The sequence below is a fragment of the Lentibacillus songyuanensis genome, from assembly GCF_039548255.1.
Taxonomy (GTDB): Bacteria; Bacillota; Bacilli; order Bacillales; family Amphibacillaceae; genus Lentibacillus_C; species Lentibacillus_C songyuanensis.
In genome coordinates this window covers 49,737-70,015 of the sequence record NZ_JBCLVH010000024.1, presented here as the reverse complement: position 1 = coordinate 70,015, position 20,279 = coordinate 49,737, and the positions used below count along the sequence as shown (strand labels likewise).

Here is a 20,279-nt window from a genome sequence, read left to right as displayed (position 1 = left end):
CCGAACACAGCAGTTAAGCTCTCCAGCGCCGATGGTAGTTGGGGCTTTGCCCCTGCAAGAGTAGGACGCCGCCAGGCTCAATTTTTGCATTTACGTTAATAAAATGATATACTTCGGTATATACTTGAGATTGTTCCACAGTAGCTCAGTGGTAGAGCTATCGGCTGTTAACCGATCGGTCGTAGGTTCGAATCCTACCTGTGGAGCCATTTTTATGCTTCCATAGCTCAGTCGGTAGAGCACCACCATGGTAAGGTGGGGGTCAGCAGTTCGAGTCTGCTTGGAAGCTCTTGTCATGACAGGCTTTTGTCCAGATTGGGGCAAGGGCTTTTTTTAAAGATAATAAAGTATAAAATTTAGGTCTATCACAACCACAGTGCTTGCACTGTGGTATTTTAAAAGGACCGGGCGGGGTTTGCCTGGTTTTTAAATCGTCTAGGAAATTATAAATTTTTTATGCGGGGGCATTTGGATTCGCGGTGCTTGCCGTCATCTTGAGTAATTAACTGGATCATTCATCCATGGCTGGTGCTGCTGCACGAGCCAGTGCGTACGATCATACATACTTTTCGGTGGGTGATAGGATTTAACTATACTTGCCCTTATTCCGGGGATTTTCCTTAAGAGGAACAGGCATGAATCTTCCAGGTAAGAACTAAACAAAATAATTGCCGCAATCGGGTGCTTTCGCGGAATGGCTTTTGCGTGAATTGTTGCTTCATGGAGACGATTGTGTACTATAATTATGTTAAAGTAAATTTAAAGGGGAATGTCCGATGAGCATTTATTTTGATCAAGTAACCCAACCAACTTCAAAACTTGTAGATACTTTTAATCGCTGGGAGAATGATCCTGATTTGATTCCCTTGACGCGACGGAACTTAAATCAATCAGAATTGGAACGTCGGGAAATCGTTACGTTAGAGGATCTGGCAAAACGCTTAAAACATCAATATCTATATCTTATATACGATGACAACAATTTGATCGGCGAAATGAACTACATGATTGATCCAAGCCACCTTTACAAAACGGAACCGGGAACTGCTTGGATAGGAATAGCGATTGGTGATCCCGGAGGTCAAGGTAGAGGAGTAGGTTACGAAGGACTGCAATATTTGGAGGCAAAGATTAAGGAGAGAGGTCTGAAGCGTATTGAATTAGGTGTGTTTGAGTTTAATATAGTGGGTCAGAAGTTGTATCAGAAGCTTGATTATAAAGAAATTGGGCGTATAAAAGATTTTACCTATTATCAAAATAAAATGTGGTCTGATATCCGTATGGAAAAGTACTTATAAAACTCTTTCCCCGATGTAAAACGATCTACTACTAACGGGTGCAATAGCTTAAAAGAGCTACGCCGATCTAATCAACGTAGCTCTTCCTGATCCTAGAAATAACTTTTTATAAAACTCTTGCCGAATCCTCCCGCTTAATTGAGCGTAAATTCTTGTTGTTTTGCTTTTTTCGTGTCCTAATAGGCTTTGAATAACTTCTAGTGGAGCTCCATTATTCAACAGGTGCGTTGCGTAACTATGCCTTAACTGGTGAGGATGTATGGTCTTATTTATTCCTGCACGTTTTGAAATCCGCTTGATGATATATCTCATTTGAGCTATACTCATCCTATGTGGAGAACGTTCTGTAACAAATATAGCTGGATCATTATCTTCTCTACTATCTAAATATTTCTTTAGCCAAATATCGCATCGTATATTGAAGTACACTTCTCGTTCCTTATCTCCCTTTCCATGAACAAAAGCAGATTGATTCCCCCAATTTATACTATTTCGGTCCAATGAAACTATTTCTCCTATTCGACATCCAGTTGAAAACATAAACTCAAATAAGGCTTTCTCTATCGGGGAAAAACACGCATCCCTAAGATACTCAATTTCTCTTTCAGTAAGAAACTTTGGAATCCGTTTACCTACTTTTGGTTCCTTTATTTTACTAGCTGGATTTAACTCAATAATCCCTTCCTCGTGTGACCATCGAAATAGGGAACGAATAAATCTGAGACGATGAGACAAACTTGATGGTTTTAGGTTATTACTAGATTCAGCTAAATAACTCTTTAGTTGTAGGGTTGCTATAGTATTCATATTGATATTCCCAATATGTTCAATTAGTAGTTTTGCTTGAAGCCTATAAGCGTTTAATGTTTGTGCAGAAAAACCCTCAATTTTCTTATTTGCCTCATAACCCTTTGCAGCATCAGCTCACTCCCAAAATTATTATTATCATCATCATTACCAGACGGTTGAATAAAATAATTTTTTGAATAGTTCGGATGAATTGAGTGGGATTTAATGTTAAAATCAAACTAAGTTATTGAACTAACGAAGCAGGATTGTTTAATAGCGAAACTTTAGTTTTTCTAATTCGTACATAAGGTACGGAGATTAATATATACGGGAGAGAAACTTTTATGTCACAAAAATTAAAAAAATCATCAACAAATAAGGCATTATACGGAGTGTGTGGTGGAATAGCAGAATTTTTTGGTACTTCTCCATTTGTCGTAAGGTTAATATTCTTTGTCACAGCTTCAGTGTCTGTTTGGGTATATATAGTTCTTGTTTGGGCTTTAGATGAAACACCATCACTTTGATATTTACATTGCTTTATGTTCTATCGGATGTGTTTCTTAAATAAAGAATTGCACCTTATTCCGTTAAAGGGGCAGGTTAGTGGAAGAAGGAATCTAAAAATAATGGTAAAATAACGACAATGAGGGGTAAGAATTATGAGAAGCAAATTAGGTGGGTTTTCAACCATTTTATTTTTTGTGGGATTAGTGTCATATGGTGTTGTTCTTTTAGTTAATGATAGTTTTCTATTAGGTGCAGTTATTGTATCTGCAATTGGATTTATATTGGCATTATTTGCAGAAAAAGGTGTATATAAAAAGATTGGTTTATTTGGTAATGGCATTATCTTAGTTATTACAATTGTTATTCCTTTCATAGTCATTACTTTCTTTTGGAATGAACCTTAATAGTTTGTGAAGAAAGGTATTTAAAGTAATGGGTGCAATTGTGAAAGAAAATATTTCTGAAACGAAAACCAAAACGCAGGAGATTGACCAAATCCCCAGCGTCTTTATTGTTTAAATATGTCTAAAATGTAATAAATGCGTGGAGATTATAAGGTTCCTTTTTTATCCCACTCCTAATGGGCAGTAAGATTCCCACTTCGAGGTTTTGGGGAGAAACCAAAAAGATAAGTGGGGAGTGCATGAACAAAGATCCGATGCTGTTCGGGCATGCACGATGAAGTTTCACTTTATACCCTCCATCTTCTGAATCTGTAAACGAAAGTCTTGGATCCTAAACTATTATTAGAATATAAAGCATGAAAGAAAATACTTTTAACAACTTCATCTAATATTTAAGTTACCCTTAAAATGTATTCTCCTGCCATTTCCAAGGCTTGCTCTCAGGATTTCTGCGCACACTTATTAAAAACGATGCTTCCCTAACATGAATCGTAGCCGGGAATACATCGTTTTAAGTTATTATGTTTAAACTCTCATCATTACGACACTCGAAACTCTAGCACTATTTCATTCATCTTCTCCGCCAGTCTTGAAAGTTCCTCTGAACTCTTGGCTATTTCCTCCATCGAACTACTTGTTTGCTGAGAGGATGCCGAGGTTTGTTCAACGCCTGCAGCGGATTCTTCAGAAATGGAAGCAATTTCTTCAATAGAAACGTTCATCTTCTGGCTATTGGTTGCGATGGTAGCCAGATTTTTAGAAACTGCGTCGATACTTCCTACCATATCTGACATGGCAGTATGGATGCCTGCAAATGTTTCATCTGTTGTTTTCAGTTGACTTGTTCCTTTTTCCACTTCTTTATAACCTGCTTGTAAGGCATCTGTCACGGACGTTGTTTCATTTTGGATGCCATCAACAATTCTGGTGATATCGGTCACGGAAACAGCTACCTGTTCTGCGAGCTTTCTCACCTCATCAGCAACAACAGCAAACCCTTTTCCATGTTCCCCTGCTCGTGCTGCTTCGATCGCTGCATTTAAAGCAAGTAGATTGGTTTGATCGGCTATATCTTTAATAACCGAGACTAATTTGGAGATTTCCTGTGATTGTGTATCGAGTCCATGGACCTTTTGGACAGATTCCTGCATGATTTGATCGATCGTTGCCATCTGCTCGGTTGAGGACTTCATTAATTCGCTGCCTTGATCGGTCAGTTGTAAAACATCATTAGAAGTCTGGTGAATTGACTTCCCTTCTGTATCTGCTTCTTTCACCTTTGTTGTAAAAGAACTCATATTAGCAGCAAGATCGGTAGAACTATTTGCTTGTGTCTCTGCTCCGGACGCCAATTCCTGCATGGTTGTTGCTACTTGCTCGGATCCAGCTTTTACTTCATTGGCGGATTGGGTCAGTTCCTCACTATGGCTCGTTAACATTTCTGACGTATTAGATAGATTTGTGACAATTTCCTTTAGCCAACTTTGCAAATGGTTTGTAGCAGCTGCCAGTCTGCCTGTCTCATCCTTTGTTTTAAGGTGTAATGGCTGCTGTGTTAGATTCCCTTCCGCAAGCTGGGTCATTTGTCCGGTGACCTTGTTAATTGGATTAGCGATATTCTTTGCAAAGATCCAAATGCTAAAAATACCAACAATTAACGTAATACCAATTACAACTATGTTTAACATAAGAATTTCATGAGCGGGTTGATTAAAATCCGTCATATATGTACCCGCATTAATCACCCAATTCCAATTTGGATCTGTCTCTGAGTAGACGACTTTTTGTTCAATTTGATCCTTATCATTAGGAAGCGGATAATCATAATATGTAAATCCGCCACCGTTATTTCCTTTTTCAACGTATTCCTGAACAAATTTTTTACCGCTTGGATCTTCTAAATCCCATACATTTTGGCCCTCGATAGTTGGGTTTGCGACCGATCCGCCATCCTGATCATTAATAAACAGATAACCATTTTCCCCCAGATCAAGCGTTGATTGATTTGGCCGGGTTCCATCGGCTTCTTTTTCTCCTAGTATGGACACTTTCACCTGTTCCTGTGCTTCTTCCAACGAAAGACTACCTTTCTTGACTTCCTTATTTAAAGCATCAATCATTTCTATGGTGAAATTCACACTGTTTTTTAAATTTGTTTCACCCATTTCGTCTAAACTTGTTGCGCTTTTTTGGTAACTTAAAGTCCCCAAAATAATCATTGGAATAGTTAATAACAGGAATGAAATAACGATTAGCTTTACTTTAATAGATGACCGAAAATTAAAACGTGAAATCAATTTCAATCAAAACACCCTCTACTTTATCAATTTTGAAAAACACCTGATTCCTTTTTACATACGACTTGATTGATGGGTGAATTCCCATTGGGTAACGATTCATGGATATTCTTCACTTCCTATTAATATATCATTACCAATTACAGCTTAAATTGACGAATTAACCCATTGAGTTCTTCTGCCAACTTGGAGAGTTCCTCCGAACTGCTGGTTACTTCCTCCATCGAACTACTTGTTTGTTGAGAAGACGCGGAAGTTTGTTCCACACCTGCTGCTGATTCTTGGGAGACGGCAGCAATATCCTCGATCACTCCATTCATTTCCTGGCTATTCATGGCAATATCCGATAAGTTTTTCGAGACGGTGTTAATGCTTGTAGCCATTTCTGTCACTGCTTTACTAATTTTAGTAAACGTTTCGCCAGTTGTTGTGATTTGGTTTGTTCCTTTTTCCACTTCTTTGTAGCCAGCCTCTAACGCTTGGGTTACATTACTAGATTCGCTTTGGATACGATCAACAATTCCGGTAATATCTGTCACCGACTCTGATGTTTGTTCAGCAAGCTTGCGAACTTCATCGGCAACGACAGCAAAACCTTTTCCGTGTTCTCCAGCCCGCGCCGCTTCAATGGCAGCATTTAAGGCAAGAAGGTTGGTTTGCTCGGCAACATCTTTAATGATGGAAACCAGTTTGGATATGTTTTGTGAATGCACATCTAACCCTTGCACTTTCTGAACAGATTCCTGGACAATGTGATCAATTTGGACCATCTGTTCACTTGAGGCGCCCATTAATTGACTGCCTTCTTCGGTCATTTCCAAAACGTTAACCGAAGAATGTTGGATCTGTTTTCCTTCTGTGTTTGCATCTTCCACCTTGGTCGTAAAGGTACGCATGGAAGCAGAAAGATCTCCAGCACTATTAGCTTGCCGTTCGGACCCCGAAGCTAATTCCTGCATCGTTGTCGCAATTTGCTGGGAACCTGCCGTGACCTCATTCGCCGCTTGGGTTAATTCTTCACTGTGACTTGAAACGGTTTCGGTGACATGGTCAATTTTCGTCACAACTTCCCGCATACTTGCATTCATGTCGTTCGTTGCCGCCATCAATTGGCCTAATTCATCCCGGGTTGTAATCTTCAATGGCTCTTGGCGTAAATCTCCATCTGCAATTAACTTCATTCGCTGCATCACTTTTTTGATTGGCTTTGTAATGGTTCTAGACGTCACTAACGCAACAATCACACTAAGAACAACAATCAAAATTGATATCACTATACTGACAAGTTGGGTCTTTTCTCCACTTGATATGATTTCTTGTTCCTTTTTATCGATTAATTCCTCTCGTTTATCAGCCATTTCTTCGTAACCATCCATGATGTCGCGTGCATCTGGGGCAACCTTTTCCAGGTTATGGAGGGCCACATCTTTATTTCCTTTTTCAAATTCATCGAATACTTCCTTATTAACGAATTCGCGCCATTCCACCGTACGATCAATCAGTTCTTTGAATTCTTCTCTTGTCTCTATGTTCTTAACAACATCCTCATAATGTTTTCCTTGTTCGGTGTACGCATTAAATTGATCTCGGTAGTCTCCGCCAAATAGTACATACCCGCGAGCCGTTGCGATACGATTAGCCATGGTTCTGGCCAGCTGTTCGTCCGCAATTAACAATGGAAGTTGTTTCTCTTTCACTGATTCAGCACTTTTATTGGATACCTTAATAACGGCAAAATTGTAAACAGCCAATATCACGACAAGGATGATAACTATGGAAAACCCAACTAACATTTTTGCTGTTAAACGCTTAAAATTGAATAATTTCTTCACTGCTTTATCCACCTTCATCTTCATTCTGCTAGTTTCACATTTTCAATATCTGAAATCGTGTTTACATCACTTTGTCCATGGCTTCCTTAATCCGTTCTTGTGAAAATGGCTTCACAATAAAATCGGATGCACCCGACTGAATCGCATCGACAACCATGCCTTGTTGTCCCATTGCGGAACACATAATTACTTTGACATTGGGATTTATTTTCTTAATTGCTTTTACTGACTCAACGCCGTTCATTTCTGGCATGGTAATGTCCATCGTGACTAAATCTGGCTGGAGTTCCTGATATTTTTCAATTGCTACTTTGCCATTTTCAGCCTCTCCAACCACTTCATGACCTAGTTTTGTTAGTATATCCTTCAACTGCATACGCATGAATGCTGCATCATCTGTTACTAATATCTTTGCCATTGTAAAATCCTCCTGTAGGCATTATTTCTTGATTGCCTCTTGTATTTCTCTTACTTCATGTATGTCTAAAATACGCTCTAAATCGAGTAAAATAAGCAGTTTTTCATCCAGCTTGGCAATTCCTTTTAGAAAGGCTTGATCGACCCCGCCGATCAGTCTTGGTGCTGGTTCTATTACGGTGGCTGGAATAGTGATGACTTCATTGGCTGCATCAACAATTAAACCAACAGGAAGACGCTCATCTATGTGTACGACTAGGACATGATTGTCGGCCGTTTGCTTCGTTTCTGTTATGTGTAATCGTTCCTTTAAGTCAATGATCGGTGTTGTTTCCCCGCGTAAATGCGCGATCCCCTTTATAAAGTCGGGCGTCTTTGGAACTTCCGTAATCATTGGCATCCGTTCTATGGAAAGCACTTGCTTGACATCCACTCCATAGGCTTGATCGTTCAACACAAACACAATAAACTTTTCGATTTCTTCCATTGTGTGATCACCTTCTTTCTATTTAATTAATGCGTTTGGATCAATAATCAACGATACCTGCCCATCTCCCAGTATCGTGGCGCCAGATATCGCAAAGACATCTTGTAAGTAATTACCGAGAGACTTTAAGACAACCTCTTTTTTTCCAATAAAGGAATCCACGATCAGGCCAGCTAGTTTCGCACCTTTCTTCACAACCACCACAGACGTGCTATTTCCTTCTGTCTTATCATCGGCTGGCACCTGAAATACATCGGCTAATGAGACAAGGGGAATAATCTGTCCTCTAAAATCCATTACCTTCTGGGCATACGCAGGCATAATTTGGTCCGTGTTTAGTAAGGTGGTTTCGATAATCGAAGAAAGGGGTATGGCATAGGTTTCTTGTTTTACCTTCACGAGCAATGTTGCAATAATCGACAGGGTTAATGGTAATTGGATGGTAAAGATACTACCTTGTCCTTGCTTGGAGGCAATATTAATCTTTCCGCCTAACACTTCGATCTTACTTTTGACGACATCCAGTCCAACACCGCGTCCGGAAATGTCTGAGACTTGATCAGCTGTACTAAACCCAGATGAGAGAATGAATGACGAGACTTCATCATCCGTTAACGTCTCCGCGTGTTCCTTCGTCAGGAGCCCCTTTTCAATAGCCTTTGCTTCTACCTTTTTCCGATCAATCCCGGCGCCATCATCCTCAATTTCGATAAAGACATGGTTTCCACTATGAAATGCTCGGAGAATGATATTTCCTGCTTCTTGTTTTCCAGCTTGCCGTCTTATGCTGGGTAATTCGATACCGTGATCCACTGAATTGCGGATTAAATGCACTAATGGATCGCCAATTTCATCGATTACTGTACGATCAATTTCGGTTTCCGCACCAATAATTTCGAGGTTGATTTGTTTGTGTAAATCCTTTGCTAATCCTCGAACCATTCGTGGGAAACGATTAAATACTTGTTCAATCGGAACCATTCGCATTGCTAATATCAACCCTTGCATGGTTGATGTAGCCCGATTCATGTGTTCGATCGTTTCTTCCAATTCCTGGTCTTTTAACCGTTCAGAAATAACTTCTAATCTACTTCGATCAATCACCACTTCCTCGAATAGATTTAATAACTCATCGATCCGTTCCTGGTTTACACGAATCGTTTTAGATGCATGACTGACCGCTGGTTTTTTAGAGGCAGTATTTGACTCTTTTGCTGCATTCTTATTTGGTGCGGGTTCCCTTTTTGTTTTATGGTCTTTGAAATGATCGATCGTTACCTTATGAATCTCGGAGACTTGAAGAATATCCTCTTGAAGTTTGGTAGTATTCTCTCTGGAGACAAATAACAGGGAGAACCCTTGTTCAAAATTTCCTTCTTCGATCTCTTCTACAGCGGGATTTGTTTGAATCACTTCTCCTTGATTCTCTAATAACTCGAACACCATGTAAGCACGTGCCCCTTTTAAAATACAGTCGTCCTTTAGTGTTACGGTAATCTGATAGGCGGAAAATCCCTGTTCCAGCGCCTCTAAGATCACGGTGTTTTGAAATTCATCTACTTCTAATGGTGTATTTAATGCATTATCTTCCTTTGTTTCCTGGTTTACGTTCTTGTCTTGGCCTATTTGCTCCAGACGATGAACAAGATCGGATACATCCTTTTTTCCGTCATTTCCCTCACTGATTTCGGTAATCATATCTTCTAAATACTCCACAGCAGTAAAGATGATGTCAATTAACTCTGTGGTTACGGTTAGTTCTTGATTCCGAATTTGATCCAATACGTCCTCCATTTTGTGGGTTAAAGACGAAATATCATCAAAACCCATCGTAGCAGCCATGCCTTTTAATGTATGAGCGGAACGAAAAATTTCGTGGACAAGACTAGAATCATTTGGTTGTTTTTCCAGTTTTAGAATATTGTCATTAACAGCTTGTAAGTGTTCCCTGCTTTCATCAAGGAACACGTCTAAATAGTCTTCCGTATTCATTCAACCAACACCTTCTTTCTATATTCAATCAAGTAACAAGTAAACAGCCAATCCTCCTGCATCATTAAATCTTACTGTTACGTTAATTGCGGTTTTATACCCTGTTAAAACAGTATCTCCTTCCAGGACGGTTGGTGAGGTAATGTCGATATGAATATCTGTTGCGGCAACAGCCGTAGCCATGCCTCCAGCAATGATATTACCTAACTCGCCACTAAAAGAAGAAAGCATTTCACCTTCCACAGGCATACCAAACATCGCTTCGCCAATCGTTCCAAATAAATTAGAATCACCAGCAATAATCATCTTTCCGCTCACATCACCCATAATCCCAATCAGTACACCAAACTGAATCCGTAATTCTTTTTGAAATAGTTGAGGCTTTGTGATCTCATTTTTTAGTGGTACGGCATTTTTGATGGAGAAAAAAGACCCATTTAGTAATTCTGTTATAGCTTTATTTTTTTCTATGATGGTTACGGTCAAGAATATACGCTCCTTTGCTTTCCTTATAAAGGTTATTATTTGGTTTCCTTTTGTGTTTCATCGTTTGGTAAGACGAGAACCTCCACCCGTCGATTTATAGCTCGGTTTTTTTCATTTGAATTTACCACAAGTGGCTGGTATTCGCCAAACCCTTTTGCACTGAACTTTGTCGGATCCAGATTGTCATTTTGTAAAATTAACTGCATAAAATGAATGGCACGCATCACACTTAATTCCCAATTGGAACCAAATTCACTGTTATGTATGGGGCGATCATCTGCGTGACCGCTAATGACAATTTGCCTTGGGGGATTCGTGTCTAAGAGTATGGCTACTTCTTTAGCGATATTCTTTCCATCATGAGTAACCCTGGCACTCCCAGAGGCAAAGGTGATATTGTTACGAATGGTGATAAGTAACCCTTCCTCAGTTAATTGTGTTTCTAAGTCATTCGTTAGGTTGTTCGTTGCAATATAATCATTTACTTTCAATTGAAGTTTTTTCAGTTGCTCCCATTCATCGTTCCCTTTTTGTTCAGCCTTCTCATCTTTTTTATCCGCATCGGTTTTATGCGGACTATCTGTGGACTTATTGGGTAATTTTGAGGAATGATTCATACCTTTCGTAATCCCCCCGCCACCAGAAAATTCATTTTTAAAGACTTGGGAAAGTTGTTCATATTTCTCCGCATCAATCTGACTTATGGCAAATAAAACAATGAACAGTGCTAATAACAAGGTCAATAAATCCGAATACGGTAACAACCATGAATCGTCTGCCTTATAGCTATTTTTTTTATATCGTTTCCTTCGCTGCATTGGCCTCCTCCAAGTCTTTATTTTTCCATTCACCTTGGGACAGGGAACTTAGTTTATCCTGTATCTCTTGTCCAGACTCCCCGTTGGCAATTGCCAAAAAACCTTCGATAATAATTTCTTTACGGTTCACTTCATCGGCGGATTTTTCTTTTAATTTATTAGCAAAAGGATGCCATAACACATAACCAGAAAAAATCCCAAGTAAGGTCGCAATAAAGGCAGCTGAAATCGCATGTCCTAGTGCCTCTATATCATTTAGATCACTAAGCGCAGCAATTAATCCGATAACAGCCCCAAGCACCCCTAATGTCGGTGCATATGTACCCGCCTGTGAGAATACGGCGATTCCTTTTCGATGCCGTTCCTCCATCGCATGGATTTTTTCTAGCATTACATCCTGAATAAAGTCAGGTGATTTACCATCAACAATAAACTGTAGGCCGGATGATAGAAAAGGATCCGTTACCTTTTCTCGCTGACTTTCCAATGCCAAAATCCCCTCTTGTCGGGAAATAGTTGCCCAATTGGTGAACGTATTAACCAATTCATGGATATCAAGATGATCTGTTTCTTTAAACAATATCTTAAAAAGGCTCGGTACCTTTTTAATCGTGTTAAACGGGAAGGCAATACATACAGAGGCAACTGTCCCCATAAAAATGATTAATAAAGCAGCGGGGTTGACTAAGGCGATAGGGCTTACCCCCTTTAAGAACATCCCTGCACCAACCGCAATCACGCCTAATAAGATGCCAATTATTGAAGTTTTATCCACTTTCTATCCTCCCTTCCAAAATCGTTTGAACTGCAATAGCACTTCTTTGATTATGGGTGAATTTTATCCCGCCTTAACGGGCATTAAGACCCCCACTTCAAGATTTTGAGGGGCAACAAAAAAAGATAAGTGGGGGTCAACTGCTCGTAAAGGTCCGATTCTGTTCAACTAACATTCCGTGGGGGAGAAAGGAAAACCCTCACTGAATGAAGTTTCACTTTATAGGTATTATTTCATAGACAATGTCGTTTATTTAGAATAAACCTATGCTTAAAGACATAGAAAATGTGCTATATATCACAAGTTAATGTAAAAAGAACCAGTAATAAATACCCGTATAAAATAAATTATCGGATACTTTTACCGAGAATGAAGCAATCAAGTAAAATCAACAATATTTAATGTTTTTAGAAAGATACTGAGAACAAGGGATTTATGTTGAAATTACCCGCTCGTATTCCTATCTTGGTGGTAACCTCATGCCAGAAGCAGGTGCAGGCACTATTTTTGCTTAAAGTAAAGTTTTCGAATACGCTAATGGTGTAGGATTTCTATTTCCTTAAACAGATAACGTGAATGCTGTTTGTAGGTATAAAGTATGATATCCTATCTTTAAATGAACAACAATGAGGCATTTAACAAAAAAACAAATTCGTTGTAACAAATGAGTCAATTTCATAAATTCAAAAGCGGTATGTAATCCCGAACAACCCGAATATGTGCTAGGTCCGTTGATTTCCACTACAGGCGGACGCTTTTTAGCGGGCATGGCTTGAGCCTCCTCATTCGCTACGCTCACTGCGGGGTCTCAAGGCTCATGCTATTCGAGGCCACTGAAAAAGTGCCTTTCGTAATCGTTTGGAAGAAAACGGGATGGAACGTGCGGGAACGTCCTTGAAACGTGCGAGATCAGGGCTGATACGTGCGAGATCCGGCCCGAAACGTGCGGGAACCGACCCAAAACGTGCGAGATCCGGCCCGAAACGTGCGGGAACCGACCCAAAACGTGCGAGATCCGGCCCGAAACGTGCGACAACAAGTCCAATATGCGAGATGCATAGGTTTTCAAAACGAATCGATTTCACTTTTTCAGCAGCCTCCATGCTATTCCCGCAGGAGTCGCCGCCTTTTAGTTCCAATCAACAATGTTGTGCATGTAACGAACAAACATGAAAGCGATAATATGCTTTATTGTTCGGATTACAAATAAATTAAAGTACTTATGAAATTGACTCAAATAGCATAATAAAAAGAAAAGTTGGTGACAAAAAATGATATTTACACTCTCTGGAAAGAAAGAATCGATAGCCGCATTGGATAACCACGTGTATACCATTGAAGGTGTCAGTAATCGAGTCAATGAACTATTAAAGATGCTGCAAATTACGGATAAAGATTTCGAAAATGTGCAGAAGATCGATTCCATTATGGAGGAGCATGCATTTGAAATCGCGAAACGTCAATATGAGATGATCATGAACATCCCAGAAATTAAACAAATTATGGAACATAACTCAAACTTTGAACGGTACACCACGGCCATCACAACATACTTTAAGGAATTATCCAAGCCAAAGTTCTCCGCGGATTATGTCGAATACAGGAAAAAGATTGGCCGCATACATAGCAGAATAGGGTTAACGGATGAATGGTATATTGGTTCATATTTGCGAGTGTATGAGTATTTACTTCCGATTATTGTGAAGAAGTTTCGGCATTCAGCCAGTACCGTCTCGGAAATTGTTCTTTCACTGATTCGGATCATTACCTTTGATACATTGGTCGTTATTGGCTCCACACAGGATGCAAATGATTATTACCTCGTTCGAAATATAAGTAAGGTGATGGAATATGTGATCAGTGCCGATAAAATGAAGTTGTTATTGGATAGTGTCGATGCAACGATTACGGAAGCATCGGGTGTCAGTGCTGCTTCACAGGAGTTAAGTGCATCGATCGAACAAGTAACGGAAAATGCTATTCATGTTGCCGATAATTCCAAGAAAATGATCGTGGAAGCAGAAGAAGGGCAACAGGTCATTGAAGGAACACTAAATGGATTTTTGGAAATGGCGAACGAATTTTCAACGACAAAAGAAAAAATAGATACGTTAATCGATCATATGTCCAGCACAACACAAGTCATTGAATTTATTAAAACGATCGCCGATGAGACAAATCTATTAGCCTTGAACGCTAGCATTGAAGCGGCACGGGCTGGCGAACATGGAAGAGGATTCGCGGTGGTTGCCGAAGAGGTTCGAAAATTAGCAGAACAAACGAAAACTTCGGTGGAGGAAATTTCCACAACCATTCATCAAATCCAGGGAAACTCCAATGAGGTTGCCAGCGATGTGCAACGAATGTCGGGAGCATTACAGGATCGTGTCGGGTATGCCAGACAGTCGATTGAAAAGATGGATGTCATCACGAAGCAAATCAATCATGTGGGAGATGCCATCGAAAATATTGCCGCCATTACCCAAGAACAGGCATCAGCAACACAAGATATTACGAATCGCATGGGAACGGCCCATCAATATACCGAAAATATTCGACACCATGCGGAAGAAACCGGAGAATCCATTTACCGGGTAAGTACCGAAGTCAATGCTTTAAGGGAAGAAACCATCCGCAGTATACCAGAATTAACTCCAGAAGAAGTGATTCGGATTGTGCAAACGGAACACGCCCTTTATCAATGGTGGACCTATAATGCGTTATTAGGGTATCAATCTATTGAAGATATTCAGGACATCGATCATGATACGTGTCGATTTGGAAACTGGTATGACCAGATGAAACAAACGTCCATTGGTTCATTATCAACTTTTAAAGCGATGGAAAAACCCCATCGGGAATTTCATGAACTCGTTGCTGATGTGAAGCGATCGATTGTTCAGGGGGATAATGATGATGCAAATGAGATGCTTGGTCGTTTGAATGGGCAGACGAACGAGATTATTCAGTTGTTGAGGAAACTGCAGGAGGATGTTGTGTTATGACAAATGAAGGGAAGCTCAGCCTACTGCTTTAAAAATACCGGCAATCCCTGATTGATGTGGCAATAATGCTTGAAAAAAGTAAACCGCTGATAAATCTGATATTTTACCTATAAAGTAGAAGAAGAAACGTACAGATTTATAACAAACACCATGTTATAAATACCGGGGAACTTACATATGAGGCTTAATCACAACACTAGCGGTCTAAATACACTTAATAAAATGCGTACAAATAATGTAAAGGTTAATAGTGCGATGGGGAAATTAGCATCCGGAATGGGTATTATTAAAGCAACGGATGATTCTGTAGGATTAGCTATTTCGGAAAAATGAGGGCGCAAATTCGTGGGTTAGAGCGGGATGAAGGAAATATTTAGGACGGAATTTCACTTGTAAACACGGCAGAGTATGGTCTAGGTGAAATTGAGAGCCCCAATTTAATTCGCTTGCGTGAGTTAGCCAGTCAGGCTGCAAATGATACGCTTAGTTTCGATGACAGAGAAAAAATCCAAGAAGAAGTAAATAGGTTTTAAACAGTATTGATGATATCGCAAACGGAACTGAATTTAATACCATTCACCTGTTAAATGGGACGAATCCTTATCAAGCAACTAGTACTCGGGGAAATTATTCTTTTAATTAGGAAAATGCACTAAAGCTTCCACCGGTCAGTAGCAATGGATCTTTTATCTTCTGGACAAATGAAGGTTATTCAACGACAGATGCAGGTGATAATCAGACATTAGTTTATGGGGGCGGGGAAACATCGAAACCATCCGTGCGAATTAAAGTTATTATTTACAAGAAATAATGATGTACGTATTAGCCCTACTGTTGAAGAAAATGGGGGTTATAAAACTGTTTATACAATTCCCTCCAAGGACAATTTATCGAGCGTTGTAAAAGATAAGTATGAGATTAAGTATTCGATGAGAAATACTGAGATGCCCATTCTATTGGGTTCCAGTGAAAACGCAAACGGTGTATCGTACAAGTGATATCCCAGATAATTTCACAGTTCATAATCAAGGTACCGGAAAAGGCGTTAATGCTGAATTTCAGGCACAGGGTGTTATAAAAGGAGCAGGTATCATAGAAGAGCCAGATCAATTTGCAATTGGAAATTATAATGCATTAGCCGATTGGAATTTCAATTCAAATGTGGGCTCAGTTGGGGACAGCGGCTATAGCCTTAAGTGGAATCCAAGGACAACTGAAAGTGGTGGTTCTTTTTCGGCAAATACGTTCTACGGGTAATCCGTTCCACCAACAATAGATAATCCATCAGAGGTTGAAAAAGAAGCAGGTCTATATGATCTTATATTACAAGTTGGTGTCAATGCACAGCAACAATTTAAGGTGCAGTTATCCGACGTCAGAACAACCGCGTTAGGAATTGATGATTTAAATGTTCTTACACGCAATAGTGCTGAACAGGCAATTGCCAAAGCTGAACAAGCACGAGCGCTTGTAACAGCAGAAAGGACAAAATACGGCTCCTATAACAATGCATTAGAGCATATCCATAATAATGTATCAAATTACAAAGGTAATCTTACATCTGCATTATCACAGTTAAGAGATTTAATGTACTAAAAGAAATTACCAGGTTGACGAATGATACGATCCTCCTTCAAGCATCACAGGCAATGCTCGCCCAAACGGGACAGATGTCGCAGTCTGTTTTTGAGTTTGTGAAGTAGGTTGGTAGAGGTGTTGGGTTGTTTAATTTAACAAAGCAATAATTGGATGGGGAAGTGAGCTGCTGAAGAAGTTTTTCGGCGGCTTTTTACGTAATATAAGTTTCAAGATAAAATGTGTTTTTTATACGCCCTTGGACTAGATCAACTTTTAGACAAACGCGCTCAACTATGTGACTTGTTATGATCAACTTGGAACCAATTTAATTTTCGGTGTACCGCAGTCAAACTAGTCAATGTATATCCTAAGGAATTCTTTCAGCTGAATAATGTTCGTTCTCGTACTGGAAAATGTGCAGAGATTCATTTTGATAGGATAACATTTATTTATAAAACTTTAAAATTTACTTTAGATCGTATAAATATACAATTAAAGTCAGTAACAAGCGGCAGTATTGCCTTATTATACCGTTTTTCATTAATTTAACAATTGGTTTCTGTTTTATTTACAAATCTCCAATTTCATCTTTAAAAAAGTTTAATTCGTTCCATGGAGTAGGGTTTTCAACGAAATATTTGGTATATAAATAATTATTGTCTTTTAACTTTGATAGATTACCATTACGGTTTACCTTCCAAGGGTTACCATAACTATCAGTGAATGCTATCTCCAAACCAAAGGATAGATTCATTCCCCCCTCCAAAAAACCAAGTTCCTTTACAAATCTACCAGGTGGAACCTGTTTGAAAACTAAGTAGGGATATATAGGACGATAAGGTTTTTTGGAATTAGAATTCATATGATAATCGCTCTGGGCATCGTTATTCATTCTTATTGCTTCTTCACCATCTCCAGTTGCAGCCCCGGTTATTGCAACTGCTATTAAAAACACATTATATATTGGTGTTTTTGAATTGTTCTGTAAAACGATTAGGTTTCCTAGTCGTCCTTCAACTAACCAAGCGGAAATCTTTCTGGCTTGGTTCTCCTTTTTTATTTTTTTATCTTGGTTATTCTTTTGGGTTAATTGCCATACGCTCCAAGCAGCAATGATTGCTGAAATAAAAGCCGAAAATGCAGAAATATATGCTGGAATTGAATCTGTTATGGAATCTGAACAGAAAAAATTTATCATATCAAGAATCCCCTTATATTTTGAATGGGTGTTTTTTGTTTCGCTAATGGATAATTTGTACCCTATTATATTGACACCTTCAGTAAGAGTTGTAAAGATAGATCATAACTTGAATAAATTTGGCAGGTGTTTTGGTTTGATTTACATTCAAATAGAATAAGAAAATTATTAGGTTGCAAGCTGGTATTTTTTGAATGGGCGTTGTATATAATTTAAGTTAATAAATCTAGGTAAAAAGATTTAAACATTTCCTAATCCTGCCGATATAATGAGTGAATCATCAGGGAGGATGATTAGCCATGGCGTTGACGTTAGGAAGAAGACCAGGTGAAAACGTGTTTATTATCGATGAACGCGGCAGAGAAATTGAAGTAGAAGTGATGAAGGACAAGAGCAGCAGTATCAAAAATGCACTTAAACTCCGGATCACAGCTCCGCGGGAATTTAAAGTAGTTCGTGGAGAGATTTATGACGGTAATAACTCCTAATATGGGAGATATTATATAACTAGCATTTCAAATGGATAGGTCTTGCTAGTAAAAAACAAAACATGGAGGTAGATTTAGTTATGATTATTAATCACAACATTTCGGCACTTAACACACATCGTCAGTTAGGTGCGAACAACAATGCAACACAAAGTTCATTGGAGAAGCTTTCTTCGGGGTTAAAAATTAACAAGGCTGGCGATGACGCTGCGGGGCTTGCAATTTCTGAGAAAATGCGTGGGCAGATTCGTGGGTTGGATATGGCTTCTAAGAATGCGCAGGATGCAAATTCGTTAATTCAAACTGCTGAAGGTGCATTGAATGAGACGCATGATATTTTGCAGCGTATGCGGGAGTTGGCTACACAAGCATCCAATGATACAAACACTAAAACAGACCGCGGTGAAATCCAAAAGGAAATTAACGCATTAACTTCTGAAATTAATCGGATTGGTAATACTACCGAGTTTAATACGCAGAAGCTGTTAGATGGTGGAGGAAAGACAGCTGTTGAGGTTACTAGCACGGTTGATGGAAAAGCACCTACAAGTCCGGCGACTTCCGGATACTTGACTGCTGAAAACGTTACTAATACTTCAATTGATTTTTCATCAGAAATGACCGGTTTGGAAAACGATAATGAAATCTCGGTAAAAATTGATGATGATGTCAGTTATAAAGTAAATAATGATGCGTTAAAAGCATTAGGTAGTAGTTATTCAAAAGATGACCTTGTAGATGCTCTTAAAGCTGCAGAGGATGGAAGTGGAAATAAGTTATCAGATGTAGCAACAGTTGAACTAGATGAAAATGATAAAATTGTTATTACTTCAAATACAAAAGGTATTGAATCGAAAGTTGCAGTTACCGTTAGTGGTGAAGATAATTCAAATGTTAACAGTACATTTGGTTTTGGTTCAGATGTTTCAAACACTGGTAGTGCTGCATCAGGTGGAATACAAGGCCAATACACATTTGAGACAACAGTTCCTAAAGAAGGACAAACCTTTTTTGTTGATGATAAAGAACTTACTTTATCACTTGCCGATGGTGCGGATGAAGATGCAGTGGCCACTGCATTGAAGGGGGCAATTGAAGGAGACACAAATCTAAACGATAAATATACAGTCACAATTTCAAATGGTAATGAAGTAACCATAGAACAGAAAAGTGGTTACGAATCACCAGAAGAAGCGAAAGTTGAAATGGGTAGAGTGGGGGCGTCGAATGATGGCTTCACTGCTAACTTCCAAGTTGGTGCTAATGAAGGGCAAAGCATGTCAATTGAAATCAGTGATATGAGAGCATCAGCACTTGGATTGACTGGTAAGGCTGGTACTGGTAATTTTGCAGAATCCAATAATGTTACAGATGGTACAAACAATAAATCTGTTGAAGCAGGTCTTGATGTATCATCACATGAAAGTGCTGCAAAGGCAATTACTGCAATTAACGATGCAATCGAGAAAGTATCTGCACAACGCTCTGATCTTGGTGCTTACCAAAATCGTTTAGATCATACAATTAATAACTTAGGAACATCATCAGAAAACCTAACTGCTGCGGAATCTCGTATCAGAGACGTAGACATGGCGAAAGAAATGATGAACTTCACTAAGAACAACATCCTTTCTCAAGCGGCACAATCAATGTTAGCTCAATCCCAACAAATGCCTCAAGGAGTGTTACAACTTCTACAGTAATTTGATGGGAAGGGCGTCTAGTCTGGTAACGGATTAGAGGATAACTGGGTGAATTGCTGGAACTTCCTAAAGTGCTTCGTACCACAACGCAGCTGGAAACGGCAAACGTGAAGGTTGGAAAAACAAAGCAATAAGAGCAATGGATAATCAGCAGCCAAGCGCCTGTGGTGAAAACCTGGCGAAGGTTCAACGACTAGAATGT

At 39.3% G+C, this 20,279-nt stretch carries 22 protein-coding genes, 2 tRNA genes and 1 rRNA gene; 15 read left to right on the top strand and 10 right to left on the bottom strand.

The features are described from left to right. The 4 genes from rrf to WMZ97_RS18285 form a co-directional block, all read left to right on the top strand. Positions 1 to 77, top strand: a 5S ribosomal RNA gene (rrf, locus tag WMZ97_RS22030); the annotation flags it as partial. Positions 78 to 134: 57 nt separating this feature from the next. Next, positions 135 to 209: transfer RNA gene (locus WMZ97_RS18295), tRNA-Asn, on the top strand. A 7-nt stretch (positions 210 to 216) separates the two neighbouring features. Continuing rightward, positions 217 to 289: transfer RNA gene (locus tag WMZ97_RS18290), tRNA-Thr, on the top strand. A 487-nt stretch (positions 290 to 776) separates the two neighbouring features. After that, positions 777 to 1,298 (top strand): GNAT family N-acetyltransferase, encoded by a 522-nt coding sequence (locus WMZ97_RS18285; RefSeq protein WP_343273531.1) that lies wholly within the window; start codon positions 777 to 779, stop codon positions 1,296 to 1,298. Between the two features lie 57 nt (positions 1,299 to 1,355). Here WMZ97_RS18285 and WMZ97_RS18280 read toward each other — a convergent pair whose 3' ends face one another. Then, positions 1,356 to 2,186 carry a tyrosine-type recombinase/integrase gene (locus WMZ97_RS18280; RefSeq protein ID WP_343273534.1) on the bottom strand — a complete coding sequence of 277 codons (831 nt, stop codon included), beginning with the start codon at positions 2,184 to 2,186 and terminating at the stop codon, positions 1,356 to 1,358. 245 nt (positions 2,187 to 2,431) lie between these two features. Between WMZ97_RS18280 and WMZ97_RS18275 the strand changes: the two genes are divergently transcribed. Continuing rightward, positions 2,432 to 2,614, top strand: a complete 183-nt coding sequence (locus WMZ97_RS18275; RefSeq protein ID WP_343273530.1) for a PspC domain-containing protein — start codon at positions 2,432 to 2,434, stop codon at positions 2,612 to 2,614. 135 nt (positions 2,615 to 2,749) lie between these two features. Then, complete coding sequence (locus WMZ97_RS18270) at positions 2,750 to 3,001, top strand: hypothetical protein (RefSeq protein WP_343273529.1); 252 nt, start codon at positions 2,750 to 2,752, stop codon at positions 2,999 to 3,001. A gap of 539 nt (positions 3,002 to 3,540) precedes the next feature. Here the strand turns inward: WMZ97_RS18270 and WMZ97_RS18265 are convergent. The 8 genes from WMZ97_RS18265 to motA form a co-directional block, all read right to left on the bottom strand. Beyond that, positions 3,541 to 5,304 carry a methyl-accepting chemotaxis protein gene (locus WMZ97_RS18265; RefSeq protein ID WP_343273528.1) on the bottom strand — a complete coding sequence of 588 codons (1,764 nt, stop codon included), beginning with the start codon at positions 5,302 to 5,304 and terminating at the stop codon, positions 3,541 to 3,543. A 134-nt stretch (positions 5,305 to 5,438) separates the two neighbouring features. Continuing rightward, positions 5,439 to 7,130, bottom strand: coding sequence for a methyl-accepting chemotaxis protein (locus tag WMZ97_RS18260; protein ID WP_343273527.1), 1,692 nt, complete (start codon positions 7,128 to 7,130; stop codon positions 5,439 to 5,441). Positions 7,131 to 7,191: 61 nt separating this feature from the next. Continuing rightward, positions 7,192 to 7,548: a response regulator gene (locus WMZ97_RS18255; RefSeq protein ID WP_343273526.1), complete on the bottom strand. Its 357-nt coding sequence runs from the start codon at positions 7,546 to 7,548 to the stop codon at positions 7,192 to 7,194. A 21-nt stretch (positions 7,549 to 7,569) separates the two neighbouring features. Next, entirely contained in the window at positions 7,570 to 8,034 is a 465-nt protein-coding gene (locus WMZ97_RS18250) for a chemotaxis protein CheW (protein WP_343273525.1), read from the bottom strand. Between the two features lie 18 nt (positions 8,035 to 8,052). Next, the gene (locus tag WMZ97_RS18245) at positions 8,053 to 10,026 is read right to left on the bottom strand and encodes a chemotaxis protein CheA (protein ID WP_343273524.1); all 1,974 of its coding nucleotides are present in this window, start codon (positions 10,024 to 10,026) and stop codon (positions 8,053 to 8,055) included. Between the two features lie 24 nt (positions 10,027 to 10,050). After that, positions 10,051 to 10,512 carry a chemotaxis protein CheX gene (locus WMZ97_RS18240; RefSeq protein WP_343273523.1) on the bottom strand — a complete coding sequence of 154 codons (462 nt, stop codon included), beginning with the start codon at positions 10,510 to 10,512 and terminating at the stop codon, positions 10,051 to 10,053. 35 nt (positions 10,513 to 10,547) lie between these two features. Then, a complete protein-coding gene (gene motB, locus WMZ97_RS18235; RefSeq protein WP_343273522.1) occupies positions 10,548 to 11,330 on the bottom strand; it encodes a flagellar motor protein MotB in 783 nt (260 codons plus the stop codon). After that, on the bottom strand, positions 11,308 to 12,105 hold the full coding sequence (motA, locus tag WMZ97_RS18230; RefSeq protein WP_343273521.1) for a flagellar motor stator protein MotA: 798 nt from the start codon (positions 12,103 to 12,105) through the stop codon (positions 11,308 to 11,310). The genes motB and motA overlap by 23 nt, the downstream gene beginning before the upstream one ends. An 873-nt stretch (positions 12,106 to 12,978) precedes the next feature. On the opposite strand from motA, the gene WMZ97_RS18225 reads away from it, so the two are divergent. The 7 genes from WMZ97_RS18225 to WMZ97_RS22000 all read left to right on the top strand — a co-directional run bounded on the left by WMZ97_RS18225 (position 12,979) and on the right by WMZ97_RS22000 (position 16,813). Then, positions 12,979 to 13,278, top strand: a complete 300-nt coding sequence (locus WMZ97_RS18225) for a hypothetical protein (RefSeq protein ID WP_343273520.1) — start codon at positions 12,979 to 12,981, stop codon at positions 13,276 to 13,278. A gap of 98 nt (positions 13,279 to 13,376) precedes the next feature. Beyond that, positions 13,377 to 15,110, top strand: coding sequence for a methyl-accepting chemotaxis protein (locus tag WMZ97_RS18220; RefSeq protein ID WP_343273519.1), 1,734 nt, complete (start codon positions 13,377 to 13,379; stop codon positions 15,108 to 15,110). 177 nt (positions 15,111 to 15,287) lie between these two features. Further along, on the top strand, positions 15,288 to 15,443 hold the full coding sequence (locus WMZ97_RS18215) for a flagellin N-terminal helical domain-containing protein (RefSeq protein WP_343273518.1): 156 nt from the start codon (positions 15,288 to 15,290) through the stop codon (positions 15,441 to 15,443). A gap of 50 nt (positions 15,444 to 15,493) precedes the next feature. Continuing rightward, a complete protein-coding gene (locus WMZ97_RS18210; RefSeq protein WP_343273533.1) occupies positions 15,494 to 15,643 on the top strand; it encodes a hypothetical protein in 150 nt (49 codons plus the stop codon). 433 nt (positions 15,644 to 16,076) lie between these two features. After that, the gene (locus WMZ97_RS18205) at positions 16,077 to 16,367 is read left to right on the top strand and encodes a hypothetical protein (protein WP_343273517.1); all 291 of its coding nucleotides are present in this window, start codon (positions 16,077 to 16,079) and stop codon (positions 16,365 to 16,367) included. A gap of 102 nt (positions 16,368 to 16,469) precedes the next feature. Further along, positions 16,470 to 16,706 (top strand): flagellin, encoded by a 237-nt coding sequence (locus tag WMZ97_RS18200; RefSeq protein WP_343273516.1) that lies wholly within the window; start codon positions 16,470 to 16,472, stop codon positions 16,704 to 16,706. Positions 16,707 to 16,720: 14 nt separating this feature from the next. Then, positions 16,721 to 16,813 carry a hypothetical protein gene (locus tag WMZ97_RS22000; protein WP_405027717.1) on the top strand — a complete coding sequence of 31 codons (93 nt, stop codon included), beginning with the start codon at positions 16,721 to 16,723 and terminating at the stop codon, positions 16,811 to 16,813. Positions 16,814 to 17,256: 443 nt separating this feature from the next. Here WMZ97_RS22000 and WMZ97_RS18190 read toward each other — a convergent pair whose 3' ends face one another. Beyond that, complete coding sequence (locus WMZ97_RS18190) at positions 17,257 to 17,886, bottom strand: hypothetical protein (protein WP_343273515.1); 630 nt, start codon at positions 17,884 to 17,886, stop codon at positions 17,257 to 17,259. A 299-nt stretch (positions 17,887 to 18,185) separates the two neighbouring features. Between WMZ97_RS18190 and WMZ97_RS18185 the strand changes: the two genes are divergently transcribed. Together WMZ97_RS18185 and WMZ97_RS18180 are read left to right on the top strand one after the other, a co-directional pair. After that, positions 18,186 to 18,374, top strand: a complete 189-nt coding sequence (locus tag WMZ97_RS18185) for a carbon storage regulator (RefSeq protein WP_343273514.1) — start codon at positions 18,186 to 18,188, stop codon at positions 18,372 to 18,374. 80 nt (positions 18,375 to 18,454) lie between these two features. Continuing rightward, positions 18,455 to 20,077, top strand: coding sequence for a flagellin N-terminal helical domain-containing protein (locus tag WMZ97_RS18180; protein ID WP_343273513.1), 1,623 nt, complete (start codon positions 18,455 to 18,457; stop codon positions 20,075 to 20,077). The last annotated feature ends 202 nt before the right edge of the window (positions 20,078 to 20,279 follow it).